Origin of the sequence: Mesorhizobium jarvisii (assembly GCF_003601985.1) — a bacterium.
Taxonomy (GTDB): Bacteria; Pseudomonadota; Alphaproteobacteria; order Rhizobiales; family Rhizobiaceae; genus Mesorhizobium; species Mesorhizobium jarvisii.
In genome coordinates, this window is the sequence record NZ_QZXA01000004.1 from 315,113 (window position 1) to 331,568 (window position 16,456).

Here is a 16,456-nt window from a genome sequence, read left to right on the forward strand (position 1 = left end):
CGTTCCCATTTCCTTTATGCTTAAAGATAATTGCAGATGCATATGTTTTCGTCTAGTAGGATATTAAGGGCCGAGACGAGCCTTGATCATCATCGAAAAGAGGGAACAGAAGACCATGGACACCCAAAAACTCCTCGGCGAAGTCGCCGGCCAGTTGCTGTCAGGCGCCATCAAGGTGGTAGACCTCTCGGCGCAGCTCGGGCCTGACACGCCGCTGATCAAGCTGCCGCCGGAACTCGCCGTCGACACGCCGAAGGTCGAGATCCATTCGATCTCCCGCTATGACAAGAACGGTCCGTGGTGGGCGTGGAACTGGCTGAAGCTCGGCGAACATTCGGGCACGCATTTCGATGCGCCGCAGCACTGGATCACCGGCAAGGACTATCCGGACGGCGCCACCGACACCATTCCGGCGCAGAACTTCGTCGGCCCGGTCAATGTCATCGACTGCTCCAAGGAAGCCGCAGCCGATCACGATTTCCTGCTCACCGTCGACCACATCAAGGCGTGGGAAGCCAAGCACGGCGCCATCAACGCCGGTGAGTGGGTGGTGATGCGCACCGATTGGTACAAGCGCAACGGCTCGGAAGCCGAGTTCCTCAACGCCAACGAGACCGGCCCGCACACGCCCGGCCCGACGGCCGAGGCCATCCAGTATCTGATAGCCAAGGACATCAAGGGCTGGGGCTCGGAGACGATCGGCACCGATGCCGGCAAGGCGGGCGGCATGGAGCCGCCATTCCCTGCACACACGCTGATGCACAAGGCCAACCGCTACGGCCTCGCCAGCCTGTGCAACCTCGACCAACTGCCGCCGAAGGGCGCCATCCTGATCGCCGCACCGCTCAAGATCGAGCACGGCACCGGCAGCCCGATCCGCGCGCTGGCGCTGGTGTCGGGAAAATAGAGCGAGGTGGGGTCTTCGGGAGAAGATCATGCGCCCGACGGTCGAGAGCAACTGTCAATGAAAGCGCCCGATCACATCGTCGTCGGCAGCGGCATCAACGCGCTGGTCTGCGCGGCGATGCTTGGCGGCAAGGGTGCCAAGGTGCTCGTCCTCGAACGCAACGACCGCATCGGCGGCTGCATGCGCACCGAGGAGATCACCGCGCCCGGCTTCATCCACGATGTGATGGCGACGACCTTCGTGCTGTTCATCACCTCGCCGGCCTTTGCGGCATTGGGCGGCGACCTCGCCCGGCATGGGTTGGAGTTCTGCCACACCGGCAGGCCGACCGGCGTGCTGCGGCCGGACGGCAGCCATGCCGTGCTCAGCACCGACCGCGCCGCCAATGTCGCCGCCCTCAATGCGATCGCGGCGGGTGATGGCGACCGGCACGCCGACGATGTCGGCGGCATCGAACGCAATGCCGGCCTGCTGTTCGGCCTGCTCGGCGGCAGCCTGTGGTCCTATCCGACGGCCAAGCTTTTGGCCGGCGATGCCTGGCGGCGCGGCCCGCGCGGCCTTGCCGGCTTTCTCGGCGAGGCGCTGGCGCCGGCGCGCGGCTGGCTGGAAAGCACCTACCAGTCCGAGACCGTAAAGGCGCTGTGGGCGCCCTGGGTGCTGCATGCCGGGCTGGGACCGGAAGATGCCTTCTCCGGCCAGATCGCCAAGGTGATCGCTTTCGCGCTCGAAGCCGCGGGCGCCCCGATCGTCAAGGGCGGGGCAAAGAACCTGCTGTCGGCCTTCGAGGCATTGATCATCGAGCGCGGCGGTGTCATCTCCACCGAAGCCGACGTCGCCTCCATCATCCTGGCTGGTGGTCGCGCCACCGGTGTGCGGCTGGCCTCGGGCGAAACGGTCCATGCGAAGAAGAGCGTCATCTGCTCGGTGACGCCGACGCAGCTTTATGGCCGGCTGCTCGGCAATGAGGCTCCCAAAGCCGACGTCGAGGCAACGCGGAAATACCGCTATGGCAAAGGCAACTTCCAGATCCACTACGCCCTGGACAAGCCGCCGGCATGGCGCGGCGAAGGACTGGACAAGGTGGCGCTGCTGCATCTGACGCCGGGCCTGGATGGCGTGTCGAAAGCCTGCAACGAGGCGGTGCGCGGCTTGCTGCCGGAAGTGCCGACCATCTGCGTCGGCCAGCCGCATGCGCTCGACCCGTCGCGCTGTCCGGAGGGCAAGGCAATCCTGTGGCTGCAACTGCCAGAGGCGCCTCGCCACATCAAAGGCGATGCCGCCGGTAAGCTGCAGGCCCCGGCTGACGGGCAATGGACCGACGCGCTGCGCGAGGCCTATGCCGACCGCGCTGAAGCGATCCTCGCCAGCCATATCGATGGCTTCAAGGACAATGTCATTGCCCGCCGTGCCTATTCGCCTGCCGACCTCGAAGCGATGAACATCAATCTGGTCGGCGGCGATCCCTATGGCGGTTCCTCGACCATAGACCAGTCCTTCCTGTGGCGGCCGTTCAAGACCAGCCGCAACCACCAGACCGGCATAAAGGGGCTTTATCATATCGGCGCCTCGACCCACCCGGGCGCGGGTCTCGGCGGCGGTTCCGGCTTTCTCCTGGCGGGGAGGCTGTGATGGAGCAGAAGGTAGCGGAAAAGCGCCAGCGCATTTCGACGCTCGGCCAGATCGGCCTGCAGCAATTCGCGCCCTATCTGATGAACCGCATCATGGGCCGCTACAACGCCACCTTGCGCGACGATTTCCGCAAGCAGGGCCTGACCATTCCGCAGGTGCGCACGCTGGCCGTGCTGTCGGTCACCGATGGCGTCACCGTCAACGACCTCTCGGTCTATACGGTGATCGAGCAGTCAACCTTGAGCCGCACGCTGGACACGCTGGAGGGGCAAGGCTTCGTGCGGCGCGAGCAGGGCATCACCGACAGCCGCATCCGCCATGTCTTCCTTACCGACGAGGGCCGCGCCGAGTTCGCGCGCGCTTGGCCGGCCATGCATGACGCGTTCGAGGCGATGTTCGACGATATCGACGATGCTGAATATGCGGCACTCATCGCAACGCTTTTGAAGATGCTCAAGAACATTCGCAAGCACGACATCTAGACGTACGCGCCGCCGGCTCGCTGCGGCAAGGGAAGGAGGCGGAGATGGCCGAACGGTCTTTTGCCAAGGAAGTTGAAAAACTCAGGCTTGGCGCCGGCGAGGAATTTGCCGGCGAGGGCATCCTCGCCATCACCAAGGCGTTGCTGCAATGCGGCGTCGGCTATGTCGGCGGCTATCAGGGCGCGCCGATCAGCCATCTGATGGATGTGCTGGCCGACGCGCAGGACATTCTGGGCGAACTGGGCGTGCATTTCGAGGCGAGCGCCTCGGAAGCCACCGCCACCGCCATGCTGGCCGCCTCGGTGCATTACCCGATCCGTGGTGCCGCGACCTTCAAATCGACCGTCGGTACCAATGTCGCTTCCGACGCGCTCGCCAATCTTGCCTCCGGCGGCGTCACCGGCGGCGCGCTGATCATCGTCGGCGAGGATTACGGCGAAGGCTCCTCGATCATGCAGGAGCGTAGCCATGCCTTCGCCATGAAGAGCCAGGTCTGGCTGCTCGACCCGCGCCCGAATCTGCCGTCGATCGTCAAGGCGGTGGAGGACGGCTTCGAACTGTCCGAAATCTCCAACACGCCGGTCATGCTGCAGGTGCGCATCCGCTGCTGCCACGTCCACGGCCATTTCATTGCCAAGGACAACAAGCGCCCGCCCATGACGGTCGCCGATGCGCTGGAAGCGCCGCGCCGCGACACCGGCCGCATCGTGCTGCCGCCGGCCTCCTTCCTGCATGAGAAGGAGAAGGTGGCGAAGCGCTGGCCGGCCGCCGTCGATTTCATCGCCAAGAACAAGATCAACGAATTCTTCGGTTCGGATCACGGCTCGGTCGGTATCGTCATGCAGGGCGGCATGTACAATTCCGTCATCCGCGCCTTGCAGCGTCTCGGCCTTGCCGACACCTATGGCGAGACGGACGTGCCGCTCTACGTGCTCAACGCCGTCTATCCCTTGATCGACGACGAGTTCCTGTCCTTCTGCGAGGGCAAGCAAGCGGTGCTGGTCGTCGAGGAGGGCCAGCCCAATTACATCGAGCAGGCCTTCGCGGCGATGCTGCACAAGGCCGGGCGTGGCTCCAGGCTGGTCGGCAAGGAATATCTGCCGATGGCCGGAGAATATACCGGCCAGGTCATGCTCGACGGCATCGGTGCCTTCCTGCGCGCCGAGGCGCCGCATCTGCTTCCGGGTGAAGTGCGCGCGCCCAACAAGGTCGGCGACGGCGTCGACACCGCGGACCTGATCAATGTCGTGCCGGGCAGGCCGCCGGGCTTCTGCATCGGCTGTCCGGAGCGGCCGATCTTCGCCGCGACAAAGCTGGTCGAGCAGGAACTCGGCAAGCACCACATCGCGTCCGACATTGGCTGCCACCTGTTCTCGATCATGCCGCCCTTCGAGCTCGGCGCGACAACCATGGGCTATGGGCTGGGGCCGGCCTCTGCCTCGGCGTTCAATTCGCCCGACGCCAAGCGCCGCTCGATCTCCTTCGTCGGCGATGGCGGCTTCTGGCACAACGGCCTGACCTCCTCGATCGGCAATGCCGTGTTCAACAAGAATGACGGCGTCATCGTCATCGTCGACAATTTCTATTCGGCCGCCACCGGCGGGCAGGACATCCTGTCGTCGCGCGCGGGCAACAAGACCAAGTCGACAAAACATCCGATCACCGAAGCGGTGAAAGGCATGGGCGTCAAATGGCTGCGCCATGTCGACCGCACCTACGATGTCGGCAAAATGCAGGACACGTTGCGCGAGGCGCTGACGACGGAGGAGAAGGGGCCGAAGGTCATCGTCGCCTCGTCCGAATGCATGCTCAACAGGCAGCGCCGCGAAAAGCCGCTGGTCGACAAGGCGATCAAGGGGGGGGCGCGTGTCGTCAAACCGAAATTCGGTGTCGACGAGGACATCTGCACCGGCGACCACGCCTGCATGCGGTTGTCGGGCTGCCCGTCGCTGTCGGTGAAATCGCTTGACGATCCGCTGCGCGACGATCCGGTGGCATCGATCGACCAGAACTGCGTCGGCTGCGGCAATTGCGGTGAGGTCGCCGATGCCGCTGTGCTCTGCCCGTCCTTCTACCGCGCCGATGTCGTGCACAATCCGAGCCGCTGGGACCGCTTCCTGGAAAGCGCGCGTCGCGCGGTGATCAGCCTGCTGCAGCGCCGCCGCGAAAGCCGGCGCCTGACCTTCGCCGATGCTTGACGCTGTCCCGCCATTCCGCGCCAAGGCCGGCGCCCAGGACGACGAGCGCGTCATCAAGCTCGCCGTGCTGGCGGTCGGCGGCCAGGGCGGCGGCGTGCTGGCCGACTGGATCACCGATGTCGCCGAGCGCAATGGCTATGTCGCGCAATCGACCTCGGTCGCCGGCGTGGCGCAACGCACCGGCGCCACCATCTACTATGTCGAAATGGCCCGCGACACCGGCCGGCTGCCGGTCTTCGCGCTGTCGCCTTCGCAAGGCGATGTCGACATATTGATCGCCGCCGAGCTGATGGAGGCCGGCCGCGCCATCATCCGTGGCTTCGTCACGCCGGAACGCACGACGCTGATCGCTTCGTCGCACCGCATCGCGGCTGTGTCGGAAAAGATCGAGCCGGGCGACGGCCGGGCCTCGTCCTCCAAGGTGCATGCGACGGCCGAAGCCGCGTCGAAGCGCTTCATCGCCTTCGACATGGAAAAGATCGCCGCCGACAATGGTTCGATGATCTCGGCCAGCCTGCTTGGCGCGCTGGCGGGCTCGGACGCACTGCCATTCACCCGCGAGAGCTATGAGCAGGCGATCGGTGCCGGTGGCCGGGGCGTCAAGGCCAGCCTCGCCGCCTTTGGCGCCGCGTATGACCGCGCGCGCGGCACGGCCGCACCTGCGTCAAAGCTGGCAGAGCCGGCGATTGTCGAATCCGCCCTGGGGCGCGTCAGCGGCCCGCAAGGCCTCCTGCAGGGCTGGCAGGCGCTCGCCACCCGCGTCGACCTGATGCCCGTCGCCATCCGCGATATGGCGCTGCGGGGCCTGAGAAAGGTCGTCGACTATCAGGACATCGCCTATGGCGGCGAGTATCTTGACCGGCTCGACCGGGCTCTCGCGCTGGATGGCGCCGACCATTCCTATGCGCTGTCCATCGCCGCCGCCAAGCATATCGCCAACGCCCTTTGCTATGACGACATGATCCGCGTCGCCGATCTGAAAACACGTTCGACGCGCGACCGGCGCGTGCGCAAGGAAGTCGGCGTCAAGGACGGTTCGATCCTGCAGGTCACCGAATATTTCCATCCCCGCATCGAGGAGTTCTGCGGCACGATGCCGGCGGGGCTGGGCAGCTATATCGAGACCCGGCCGAAGCTCGCCGCCTTCCTCGACCGCCGCATCAACCATGGCCGCCGCATCCGCACGGACAGCTTCGCCGGCTTCGCCGCGCTCTGGTTCATCGGCGGCCTGCGCCGCTGGCGCCGCAGCCTGCTGCGCCACAAGGTCGAGATGACCCATCTCGATCGCTGGTACGCGCTGGCGCTCGCCCATGTGCCGGAGGACTATGCGCTCGCCGTCGAAATCCTCAACTGCCGCCGGCTGATCAAGGGCTACAGCGACACCCATGTCCGGGCGCAGTCGAAATTCGATCGCGTACTCTCCGCGCTTGCCATGCTCAAGGGCCGCGACGATGCCGCCGACTGGATCCGCCGCCTTCGCGAGGCGGCCTTGAAGGACGAAAAGGGCGACATGCTCGACGGCGCGCTGAAGACAGTGGCGACGCTCGGGCCAGGTCCGGCAACCTTGGCGCCCTAACTTCGAGATACCAGAGACGTCACCGGTCCCGGGCTCCGTTTCCAGATACGATGAACGTCGTTCATTTTTTGCTTGAACAATGTTCAAGACGTGATAGAGTGCGTTTATGAACGCTGTTCATTTCTGGCAGACCGGAAGCCACGATATGGACATCGGGCACTGTAAGGAAGTTTAACCAGCTCATGACTATCACTGAGCTTGAAACAGCGCCTGCAACCCGCAGGGCCTCCGGCGAATAGCCGCAGGGTTCCGCCAAATGGAAACCGCCATGAACACGCATCTGATGTTGTCCCGGCGCTTTGCGCCTCTGTTCTGGACGCAGTTCCTGTCCGCCTTCAACGACAATTTCCTCAAGAACACGCTGGTGTTCCTGATCCTCTTTACGCTGGCCGCCGGTCAGGCGGCTTCGCTGGTCACGCTCGCCGGGGCCGTCTTCATGGCCCCCTTTCTGCTCTTGTCCGCGCTTGGCGGTGAGATCGCCGACCGCTTCGACAAGGCCCTCATCGCCCGGCGGCTGAAATTTGCCGAGATTGCCGCCGCGGGTGTGTCTGTCGCAGGCATAGCGCTGTCGTCGATCCCGGTGCTGATGACGGCGCTGCTGATGTTCGGCATCATCTCGGCGCTGTTCGGGCCGATCAAATACGGCATCCTGCCCGATCACCTCGAGCGCAAGGAACTGCCCAAGGCCAACGCCTGGATCGAGTCGGCGACCTTCGCCGCCATCCTCGGCGGCACCATCGCCGGCGGCGTCGTCTCGGCCGACGGCATAGGCGTCACGGTCTTCGGGCCGATCATGATGGCCTTGGCCGTCGGTTGCTGGTTCGTCAGCCGCTACATCCCGCCAACGGGTTCGGCGGCACCTGACCTCGTCATCGACAGGAACATCTTCCGCTCGACCTGGCGCCAGGTCAGCGAGTTGCGGACCGACACGCGGATCTGGCGCGCCGGCCTGATGACGTCGTGGTTCTGGCTGATCGGCGCCATCGTGCTTTCGATCCTGCCGACCTTGATCAAGGATTCGCTCGGCGGCGACGAGATCGCCGTCACCGTCTATCTCGCCGTGTTCGCCGTCTCGATCGCCATCGGCTCGGCGATTGCCGCATGGATGTCGCAGGGGCGCATCGTGCTTCTGCCCGCACCGGTCGGCACGGCGCTGCTGGCGCTGTTCGGCCTGCATTTGGCCTGGACCATCTGGAGCATGCAGCCTTCGCCGAAGGCGGAAAGCCTCGCCCTGTTCTTCGCCGGCCAAAACACGATCCGTGTCGCGATCGACCTCGCCGGCATGGCCATCGCCAGCGCCTTCCTCGTGGTGCCGACCTTCGCCGCCGTGCAGGCCTGGTCGCCCGAGGCGCGCCGCGCCCGCGTCGTCGCCGCGGTCAGCATCGTCAATGCCGGCTTCATGACGGTCGGCGGCATCCTTGTCGCCGCGATCCAGACGAAAGTCTCCACCGGCGGTATCCTGTTCGGCCTGGCCGCGGCCAATGCCGTCGCCGCCTGGCTGATGCTGAAATTCCTGCCGACCAACGCCTTCCGCGATTTCGTCTCCATCCTGTTCCGCGCCTTCCTGCGCCTGGAAGTCGAGGGCATGGAGAACCTCAAGGCAGCCGGCAAGGCACCGATCCTGGCGCTCAACCATGTCAGCTTCCTCGACGGCCCGCTGGCGCTGACGCTGACCGACGAGGAGCCGGTCTTCGCCATCGACTACGCCATCGCGCAGGCCTGGTGGATGAAGCCGTTCATGAAGCTCGCCCGTGCTTTGCCGCTCAATCCGGCCAAGCCGATGTCGACCCGCACGCTGATCAAGATCGTGCAGGCCGGCGATCCGCTGGTCATCTTCCCCGAAGGCCGCATCACCGTCACCGGCGGGCTGATGAAGGTCTATGACGGCGCCGCCATGGTGGCGGACAAGACCGGCTCGATGGTCGTGCCGATCCGCATCGACGGGCTGGAGAAAAGCCCGTTTTCCCGGCTGACGTCGCAGCATGTGCGCCGCCGCCTGTTCCCGAAGGTCAAGGTGACCATTCTGGAGCCGGTCAAGCTGCAAGTGCCGCCGGAACTGAAGGGCCGCAAGCGCCGCGCCGCGGCGGGTTCGGCCCTCTATCAGGTCATGTCGGATCTCGTCTTCCGCACCCAGGACATCGACAGGACGGTGCTGGAGAAGATCATCCTGACGGCGAATGAACGCGGCATGAAACGGCTCGCCGTGCAGGATCCGGTCACCGGCTCGCTGAGCTATGGCAAGCTCCTGACGGCGGCCGCCGTGCTGGGCGAGAAATTCCAGAACCTTTATGCCGATCAGCAGACGCTCGGTATCATGCTGCCCAACGCCAACGGCTCATGTGCCACGCTGCTTGGCGTGATGTCGTCCGGCAAGGTGCCGGCGATGATCAACTTCACTGCAGGTGCCGCCAACATCCTTTCCGCCTGCAAGGCCGCTGAAGTGAAGACCGTGCTCACGTCCCGCGCGTTTGTCGAACAGGCCAAGCTTGGCGCGGTGGTCGAGGAGATCGGCAGGTCGGTCGACATCGTCTGGCTCGACGATCTGCGTGCAACCATCGGTCTCAAGGACAAGCTGCTTGGCCTGTTGCGCAAGTCGACGCCGCGCGCGCCGCGCAAGCCTGACGACCCGGCGGTGATCCTGTTCACCTCCGGCTCGGAAGGCACGCCGAAGGGCGTCGTGCTCACCCATCGCAACATCCTGGCCAATGCCGCGCAGGCGGCCTCGCGCATCGACTTCCACTCGGGCGACAAGGTGTTCAACGTTTTGCCGATCTTCCATTCCTTCGGCATGACGGCTGGCACGGTGCTGCCGCTGATCTCGGGCGTGCCGGTCTATTTCTACCCGTCGCCGCTGCACTACCGCATCGTGCCGGAACTGATCTACGCATCCAACGCGACGATCATCTTCGGCACCGATACGTTCCTCAGCGGCTATGCCCGCACCGCGCATCCCTACGATTTCCGTTCGATACGCTATTGCTTTGCCGGCGCCGAACCGGTCAAGGCAGCCACGCGCATGACCTACATGGAGAAGTTCGGGGTGCGTATCCTCGAGGGCTACGGCGTGACCGAAGCGGCGCCGGTGATCGCCATCAACACGCCGATGTACAACAAGTCCGGCAGCGTCGGTAAAATCATGCCCGGCATGGAATACCGCCTGGACCCGGTACCCGGCGTCGATGAAGGCGGGCGTCTCTACGTGCGCGGCCCAAATGTCATGTCGGGCTATCTGCGCACCGAGAAGCCGGGTGTGCTGGAACCGCTGGAGGACGGCTGGCATGACACCGGCGATGTCGTCTCGGTCGACGAGGGCGGCTTCATCACCATTCGCGGCCGCGCCAAGCGTTTCGCCAAGATCGGCGGCGAGATGATTTCGCTTGCCGCCGTCGAGGCGCTGGCGGGTGAAGTGTGGAAAGGCTCGTTGTCGGCCGTCGCTTCCGTGCCGGATGCGCGCAAGGGCGAGAAGCTCGTTCTCATCACCGAGGCTTCCGGCGCCACACGCGCAGAATTCCTGGCCTTCGCCAAGGCCAATGGCGCCATGGACCTGATGGTGCCCGCCGAAGTGCGCGTCGTCCCGAAAGTACCGGTGCTCGGCTCCGGCAAGCTCGACTTCGCCGGCGTGACCAAACTGGTGCGGGGGCAGGATGCGCCGGCCGCCAAGGTCGAGGCCGCCTGATCGAGGCGACATGCTCGACGACGCCGCGCTGAAAGTCGCGGCGTCGCTTGGCAAGCACTCTGCCCGCTAACGGATATGTGATCGGACCACTCACCCGGCATTCGGCCGGGTGAGTGGTATGTTGTCCTCGGGAATGTCAACCATGGAGGACACCATCATGCTCACCAGATACATTCTGCCGATTGCCGCCGCCGCAGGCGCATTGATGCTGTCGAGTGTCGGCTCGCAGGCCCTGCCCATGGCCAAGCCCAATGCCGCTCCGCTGCCGATGGAAAGCGTCGGCTGGAGATGCGGCCCTGGCTGGCACCTGAACCGATGGGGAAATTGCGTGCCCAATCATCGTCGCGTGATAATCCGGCCGATACATCATTGGCACCACCGCTGGCACCATCGCTGGTGATCACGGGGCGGATCGACATGGCGGCGGCTGCGAAGTAACGTGGGCGCTCCCCCAAAGATGGCGCCCCGTGACGCCACCGGGCTTCTTCAAGCGATGAGATCCCGCATCGGCTTCGCCGCCGCCGACTCCGGAAACACCTTGTCGGCGAGCACGGCGGCGGACAGGCCGAACTGGTCGGCGAGCAGGCCCTTCAGCACCGCCCTGACATCGCTGGTCGGCGCCAGGTCGCGTTGCTCGTAGAGTTGGGCCGGCTTCAAGCCCGGCCAGTCGGCGATAATACGGCCGCCCTTGATCGCGCCGCCGGCGAGCAACACCACCGTGCCGGTGCCGTGATCGGTGCCGACCGAGCCATTGATCTGCGCCGTGCGCCCGAATTCGGTGATGGCGACGATCGCCGTGTCCTTCCAGCGCTCGCCGAGACCCTTCTCGAATTCCTCGAAGGCGCCGTCGAGGCCGCCGAGCAAGGTGGCGAGCCGGCCCGTGGCGCCGCCTTCGTTGGCATGCGTGTCCCAGCCGTCGAAGGCAAGCGCGGCAACACGCGGCCCGTCATCTGCCGCGATCAGCTTGGCCGCACCTTGCGCGGCCTGCCGCATGCCGGCGGCGCTGCCGAGGCCGCCCTTCGGCTTCATCGCCCCACTCTTCGGCTTTGTCGTATTGCCGCCGATCTGGTCGTCGAGCGCCATGCGGTCGGCATCGAGGCCCTTTTGCAGGGCCACCGCCAGCACCGGGTCGCGATGCTGGTAGAGATCGAGAACCCGCTCCGCGAGGTCGCCGGCCGGCGGCGGCAGCGATTGCGGCGCCCAGCCGAGCACGGGGGCGGCACCTCGGATCACCAGCGGCGTCGACGGTCCGACGGCCAAGCCGCCGAGCGTCGCCACGCGGTCGCCCGCCGGCAGGCTCTCCAGCGCCCGGTTGAGCCATCCGGTGGCGACGTGGCCCGGCCCGGCGAAACCGCTTTCCAGCACGTCCTGGCCGTCGAAATGCGAGCGCTCGCGATAGCCGGTCGCGGCCGCGTGCACCACCGCGGCCTGCTTGTCTTTGAACAGCCGCGCGAAGACCGGCATCGCCGGATTGACCGCGAAGAAGCCATCGAGCGGCAGCGCCGCGTGCGGGCCGGCGAGCGACAAAGCGATGTCGCCATGCAGGCCGGCATAGTCGGGGTCGCCGATCGGACCGACCGCCGACAGGCCGTCGAGCGCGCCGCGCAGCACGATGACGATCAGCCGCGGATCGCGATTGTCGGCGGCGCGGGCGAAGCGCGGCAGATAGGCCCAGGCAAACAGCGCGCCGCCGGTCATCAGCACGGCGCGGCGGGAAGGGTGAGGGGTTTCACACAGCAGGCTCATGACTTGGTCTCCATGTCGGCGCCGGACCTGTCGCTCGCGCTATCGTCTCTGGAATTCGGGCGCCATCAGCAGCAGCGCCAGGCCCTGCTGCTTGGACTCGGCGCGGGCGACCGCTTGCCGTGTTTCCGGCGAGGCGGAAGGACCGATGACGGCGTCGAGCATATCGTTGGGATTGCCGACGTCCTTGACCTGGCGGGCCGCCTGCCAGGCGGTGTCGAGGCGGATCTTCATGCCTTCGGCCGAGGCCCAGCTGTCCGCCTGGTCGGAAAAGCCGTTCGGCCCCGGCGGCTGCCAGAGCGGCTCGCCCAGCGCATTGAGCCAGTTGAGCGACTGGCCGGGATCGTTCGCCGGACCCGGACCGGCCGCCCGGCGGATGGCGGCGATGTAGTCGAACGGCGAGCGCATCTTGGCAAGCGGCGTCGACCATGCCTCCGGCATGTCGATGAGGGTCGCCGCCAGAGCCCTGAGATTGCCGTCGCTCTTGGCGAAAACCTTGGCCAGGCGCGCGACCGCCGCCGGCGGCGGGTCGTCGGCTATGAAATGACGGGCAAGTTCCGTGGCGATGTGCTGCGCCGTCGCCGGATGGCTGGCGATGTCGTTGAGTGCCGCCTCGGCCTGGCCCATGCCGGCGGCCGGATAGGTCTTGCCGAGCAGCACCGCATCGCCCGGCTCATGTGCATTGGCGTTGAAGACGGAACTGCCGGGCTCGCCAAGCCGACCTTCGCGCCCCGCCATCGTCCAGCCGGTCAGGATGCGCGCGAAGCTGGTGACATCGGCCTGGGTATAGCCGCTGCCGACGCCCAGCGTGTGCAGTTCCATGATCTCGCGGGCGAGGTTCTCGTTGAGGCCGCGCCGGCGGTTCTTGCCGGCGCGGGAGTCAGGGCCGATCGACTGCTGGTTGTCGAGATAGAACAGCATCGCCGGATGCCGCTCCACCGTCATCAGCATGTCGGCGAAACGGCCGAGCACGAAGGGGCGGATGGCTTCCCGCTCGAAGGCGCCGGCGCTCGCCCGCACGATGTTGTCCTTCGCCACGGAGACGCAGAAATGGTTCGACCAGAAATACACCAGGCGTTCGACAAAGCCTGCCTCGGCGCGAAAAGCCTTGTCGAGGCGCGCCTGGGCTTCGGCGCGAAACAGCGTGGCCTCGATTGGCGGCGCGGGCTTGGCCGGGGCCGTGGGCGGTGGCAGGGGATGAGCAGGCGCAATTTGGGCTGAGGTGGCTTGGGCAGGCGTGGCCTGGGCGCTCGCCATTGCGGGCTGCGCCGTGGCTGCGGCCATGCGCTCGCGGTCAAGCTTGCGTTGGAAGTTTGCCGCCATGCTGGCCTGGATGGCCGGTGTGCTGCCCGGCAGGCTCGCATAGGTCGGATCGTCGAGCGAGATCAGGGCGATGTCGGGCTGCCGCAGTTCCGCCTTCAGATAGCCGCGCGGGTCGTGGGCCGCCCTGTCGCGGTCGCCGGGCCTTGCCCCGAGCCCGAAGCGGTTGAAAGCAACGAGCACTGGATCTGGCGGGGAATTTGCGGCGGGGATAGCCAAGTCAGCTCTCCATTGCTTGGGCTCCCCGCGCACGGCGCCGGAAGCCCGTTCGAGCCGTTTCGTGCCTGTTCAATTGAGGTCGTGGGGCCGGCGAAGTCGTCGGCCCCCGAGCCCCCTACCAGCGATGCCAGCGGTGCCAGTGACGGTGCGGATGCCACCCATAGAAGGCCGGGCGATGCCAATAGTAACCGGGGTAGACGACCACGCGATTGGGGACGCAGCGCCCCCAGGGATTGGGATGCCAGCCAGGTCCGCAACCCCAGGCGACGTGCTCGACCAGCGCCGGGGCGGCAAGCGGCGCCAGCGGCATCGCCGAGGATGCCGCGACAGTAGCCACCGTTCCGGTCACCGCGAGAGCGGCGGTGGCCGCGTATTTTGTCAGATAGTTCATGACCATGCTCCGAAGTTGTCCGAGGTTGAAAACCTGTCGGCGCCAGATGGCCCGGCAGGTCCTGCCCTTCATTTCGTTAAACGGGCGCCATCGGCATTTTCCGTCGGTCGTCACGGCGATTTTTTTGGCGGTGTCGACGGCTGCGGCCCGGCGCGCCTTGAGAGTCCTTCAGCCAGCAGGCTGCGATCCTCGGCGGAACCTGCCGCCGCGAACTCGATGATGCGCTGCTCCAGCCGCGTGCGCACGGTGACGTCGGCATTGCGAGCCCGCTCCAGGGCGGCCGCCAGGGCCGCCGTGTCGAGGACGGGCTGCCGCAGCAGATCCGCCGCCTCGCGCCTGGCCTGCTGGCCGTCGCGAATGATTTCGCGCGACTCTTGGCGGACTTCGCGCAGCGCTTTGCGAAACAGCGTGCGCTGCTGATCGGGAAGCCGGCCGCCTGCCGCCTCCAGCGAATAGCCCTGGGCCGGCTTGCCGCGTTTTATCCAGACGGCCCCGCCGGCAAGCGCGCCGGCCAGGAAGACATTCAGCACCACCGATGCGATGAGGAGGTTGCGGCCTGTGCTCATAGGTCTTCCTCGATCATGTCGGGTCCGGCATCGCCGAACGCCGTCGCATTGGCGTCGAGCACATAATGGTCGGGCTGAACTTCGGGCGTGACGACGGTCACCAGGGCCAGTCCGGCAATGGCGCCGGCCAGCCCTATTCCGGCAAGCCCCAGCCCCAGCCACCAGAAGCGCTGGCGCCGGCGCCGGACGATGTACCGGTCGGCGGTCCGCAGGATCGTGTCGTGCAACGCCTTGCCGGGGTGCCGGACGCGATAACTGTCAAGCAGGGCGTCAAGCGTGTGGGCCCGTCGCGAAATCGCCTGGCCTGTCTCGCTTGAAGCAAAGGCTGCTGCCGCGTCGCGCTCCGCTTGCGGCCAGCGCCGCAGATCGCCGCCATAGGCTTCGGCGAGCGCCGCGAAACGCCTGGCGTCCATTGCCGGGCCGTCCTCGATGTCTTCAGCCATCTGTCTTCCCCTTGCCACTTGTTGCCGCATGCCCATGCGGGTTGGAAACGAGGCCGACCGGCCCCCGCCGGACGCCCATAAAGCGCGGTAAATGTCTGCCATTCATGGTCGCGCTCTTCTCAGTCATGGACGCCATCCCTGGCCAGGATCATCTGCAAGGCCCGCCGGCCGCGCGAGAGCAGGCTCTCCAGCGCATCGACGCTGATCTTCAGGGTCGCGGCTGCCTCTATGTTGGACATCTCCTGATAGTAGACCAGGATGATCGCCTCGCGCTGGCGTGGCGCGATGGCCTGCAAGGCCTGCTCGACCCGATGCGGCTCTTCGCGGGCGTCGGGAAGCGGGGCAGGGTCGGCCATGTCCGGCAAATCGTCGGTCACCAGTTCGCGGCGCCGGCGCAGCCGGTCGTAGCAGAGGTTGAGCGTCACCCGGTGGATCCAGCTGTCGAAGCGTGCATTGCCGCGCCGCCAGCTCGAGGCATGGCGCCAGATGCGCACGAAGGTCTCCTGTGCGACATCCTCGGCCTCCGCCGCATCGCCCAGCATGCGCACGGCGAGCGAAAGGATGCGCGGCAATTTGCGCGCGACGAGCGTCTGCACGGCCGCCGGGTCGCCGGCCCCGACCCGGCGAACCAACTCTTCGTCCGGATCGGCGCTCATCGGCTGGCGCACTCCCGATATCCATCACGCGTCATGGCCTCTTGGTCATTGCTCCGGCTTGGGAGCGGATTTGTGGCCTGGCATCTCGTCGGCCGTCAGAACGCCGTCGCCATTCTTGTCCAGCTTGGCAAAGCGCTTGGCAAAGAACGCATCGAGCTCGGCGCGGTCGATGAAGCCGTCATGGTTCGAATCGATGCGCGCGAAGGATTTGGCGGCATCGCCCTTGATGTTGCGCTTGGCCTGGAAGGCCTCCCACTCCAGCAGGCTGATCTTGCCGTCGCCATCCGTGTCTGCGGCCATGATCGCCTTTTCCCGCCGCTTCTGGAATTTGGCCAGCGTGATGTCCGACTTGGCTTTTGGCGCGGCTGGTGCGGCAGCCGGCGGCGTAGCGCCAGGAGACGTGGCAGCAGGGGGCTGCGTCACCGTCTGGGCGAGGGCTGCAACGGTCAGCAGGCTCAAGGCAGCGGCAAGGATCGAACGGCGTATCATGCTTCGGCGTCTCCGGTTGGCGCGTCGGCCACGGCCCATGCCGTGGTCACGCTTCAACCGTTAAACGCCGCGATGACGGAAATCCGTCGGTCGCCTGTGCCGATACCTTCGATTGTCGTGGATGCCGACTCGGGTATTGGTATCGAGAACGACGCGACACC

14 protein-coding genes are annotated in these 16,456 nt (G+C 66.0%); 7 read left to right on the forward strand and 7 right to left on the reverse strand.

What is annotated here, in order from left to right; translation table 11 throughout:
- Positions 1 to 115: 115 nt before the first annotated feature.
- The 7 genes from D3242_RS12550 (at position 116) to D3242_RS12580 (ending at position 10,868) form a co-directional block, all read left to right on the forward strand.
- Positions 116 to 907 (forward strand): cyclase family protein, encoded by a 792-nt coding sequence (locus D3242_RS12550; RefSeq protein WP_010913233.1) that lies wholly within the window; start codon positions 116 to 118, stop codon positions 905 to 907.
- 57 nt (positions 908 to 964) lie between these two features.
- Positions 965 to 2,536 carry a phytoene desaturase family protein gene (locus D3242_RS12555; RefSeq protein ID WP_019863005.1) on the forward strand — a complete coding sequence of 524 codons (1,572 nt, stop codon included), beginning with the start codon at positions 965 to 967 and terminating at the stop codon, positions 2,534 to 2,536.
- Entirely contained in the window at positions 2,536 to 3,018 is a 483-nt protein-coding gene (locus D3242_RS12560; RefSeq protein WP_019863006.1) for a MarR family winged helix-turn-helix transcriptional regulator, read from the forward strand. Before D3242_RS12555 ends, D3242_RS12560 begins: the two co-directional genes overlap by 1 nt.
- A 44-nt stretch (positions 3,019 to 3,062) precedes the next feature.
- Entirely contained in the window at positions 3,063 to 5,216 is a 2,154-nt protein-coding gene (locus tag D3242_RS12565; protein WP_038651967.1) for a thiamine pyrophosphate-dependent enzyme, read from the forward strand.
- Complete coding sequence (locus D3242_RS12570; protein ID WP_064984571.1) at positions 5,209 to 6,792, forward strand: indolepyruvate oxidoreductase subunit beta family protein; 1,584 nt, start codon at positions 5,209 to 5,211, stop codon at positions 6,790 to 6,792. Before D3242_RS12565 ends, D3242_RS12570 begins: the two co-directional genes overlap by 8 nt.
- A 268-nt stretch (positions 6,793 to 7,060) precedes the next feature.
- Entirely contained in the window at positions 7,061 to 10,468 is a 3,408-nt protein-coding gene (locus tag D3242_RS12575) for an acyl-[ACP]--phospholipid O-acyltransferase (protein WP_064984722.1), read from the forward strand.
- Between the two features lie 157 nt (positions 10,469 to 10,625).
- Positions 10,626 to 10,868: a GCG_CRPN prefix-to-repeats domain-containing protein gene (locus D3242_RS12580; protein WP_155249154.1), complete on the forward strand. Its 243-nt coding sequence runs from the start codon at positions 10,626 to 10,628 to the stop codon at positions 10,866 to 10,868.
- A gap of 86 nt (positions 10,869 to 10,954) precedes the next feature.
- Here D3242_RS12580 and D3242_RS12585 read toward each other — a convergent pair whose 3' ends face one another.
- The 7 genes from D3242_RS12585 to D3242_RS12615 form a co-directional block, all read right to left on the reverse strand.
- Positions 10,955 to 12,214 carry a DUF1501 domain-containing protein gene (locus D3242_RS12585; RefSeq protein ID WP_027047711.1) on the reverse strand — a complete coding sequence of 420 codons (1,260 nt, stop codon included), beginning with the start codon at positions 12,212 to 12,214 and terminating at the stop codon, positions 10,955 to 10,957.
- A gap of 39 nt (positions 12,215 to 12,253) precedes the next feature.
- Positions 12,254 to 13,750 carry a DUF1800 domain-containing protein gene (locus tag D3242_RS12590; RefSeq protein ID WP_064984573.1) on the reverse strand — a complete coding sequence of 499 codons (1,497 nt, stop codon included), beginning with the start codon at positions 13,748 to 13,750 and terminating at the stop codon, positions 12,254 to 12,256.
- A gap of 115 nt (positions 13,751 to 13,865) precedes the next feature.
- On the reverse strand, positions 13,866 to 14,141 hold the full coding sequence (locus D3242_RS12595) for a GCG_CRPN prefix-to-repeats domain-containing protein (protein WP_032921488.1): 276 nt from the start codon (positions 14,139 to 14,141) through the stop codon (positions 13,866 to 13,868).
- A gap of 110 nt (positions 14,142 to 14,251) precedes the next feature.
- Entirely contained in the window at positions 14,252 to 14,707 is a 456-nt protein-coding gene (locus tag D3242_RS12600; RefSeq protein ID WP_064984575.1) for a periplasmic heavy metal sensor, read from the reverse strand.
- Positions 14,704 to 15,150 (reverse strand): hypothetical protein, encoded by a 447-nt coding sequence (locus D3242_RS12605; protein ID WP_223217815.1) that lies wholly within the window; start codon positions 15,148 to 15,150, stop codon positions 14,704 to 14,706. Before D3242_RS12605 ends, D3242_RS12600 begins: the two co-directional genes overlap by 4 nt.
- A 119-nt stretch (positions 15,151 to 15,269) precedes the next feature.
- Positions 15,270 to 15,806 (reverse strand): RNA polymerase sigma factor, encoded by a 537-nt coding sequence (locus tag D3242_RS12610; RefSeq protein ID WP_081296121.1) that lies wholly within the window; start codon positions 15,804 to 15,806, stop codon positions 15,270 to 15,272.
- A 45-nt stretch (positions 15,807 to 15,851) separates the two neighbouring features.
- Entirely contained in the window at positions 15,852 to 16,295 is a 444-nt protein-coding gene (locus D3242_RS12615) for an EF-hand domain-containing protein (protein WP_032921489.1), read from the reverse strand.
- Between the last annotated feature and the right edge of the window lie 161 nt (positions 16,296 to 16,456).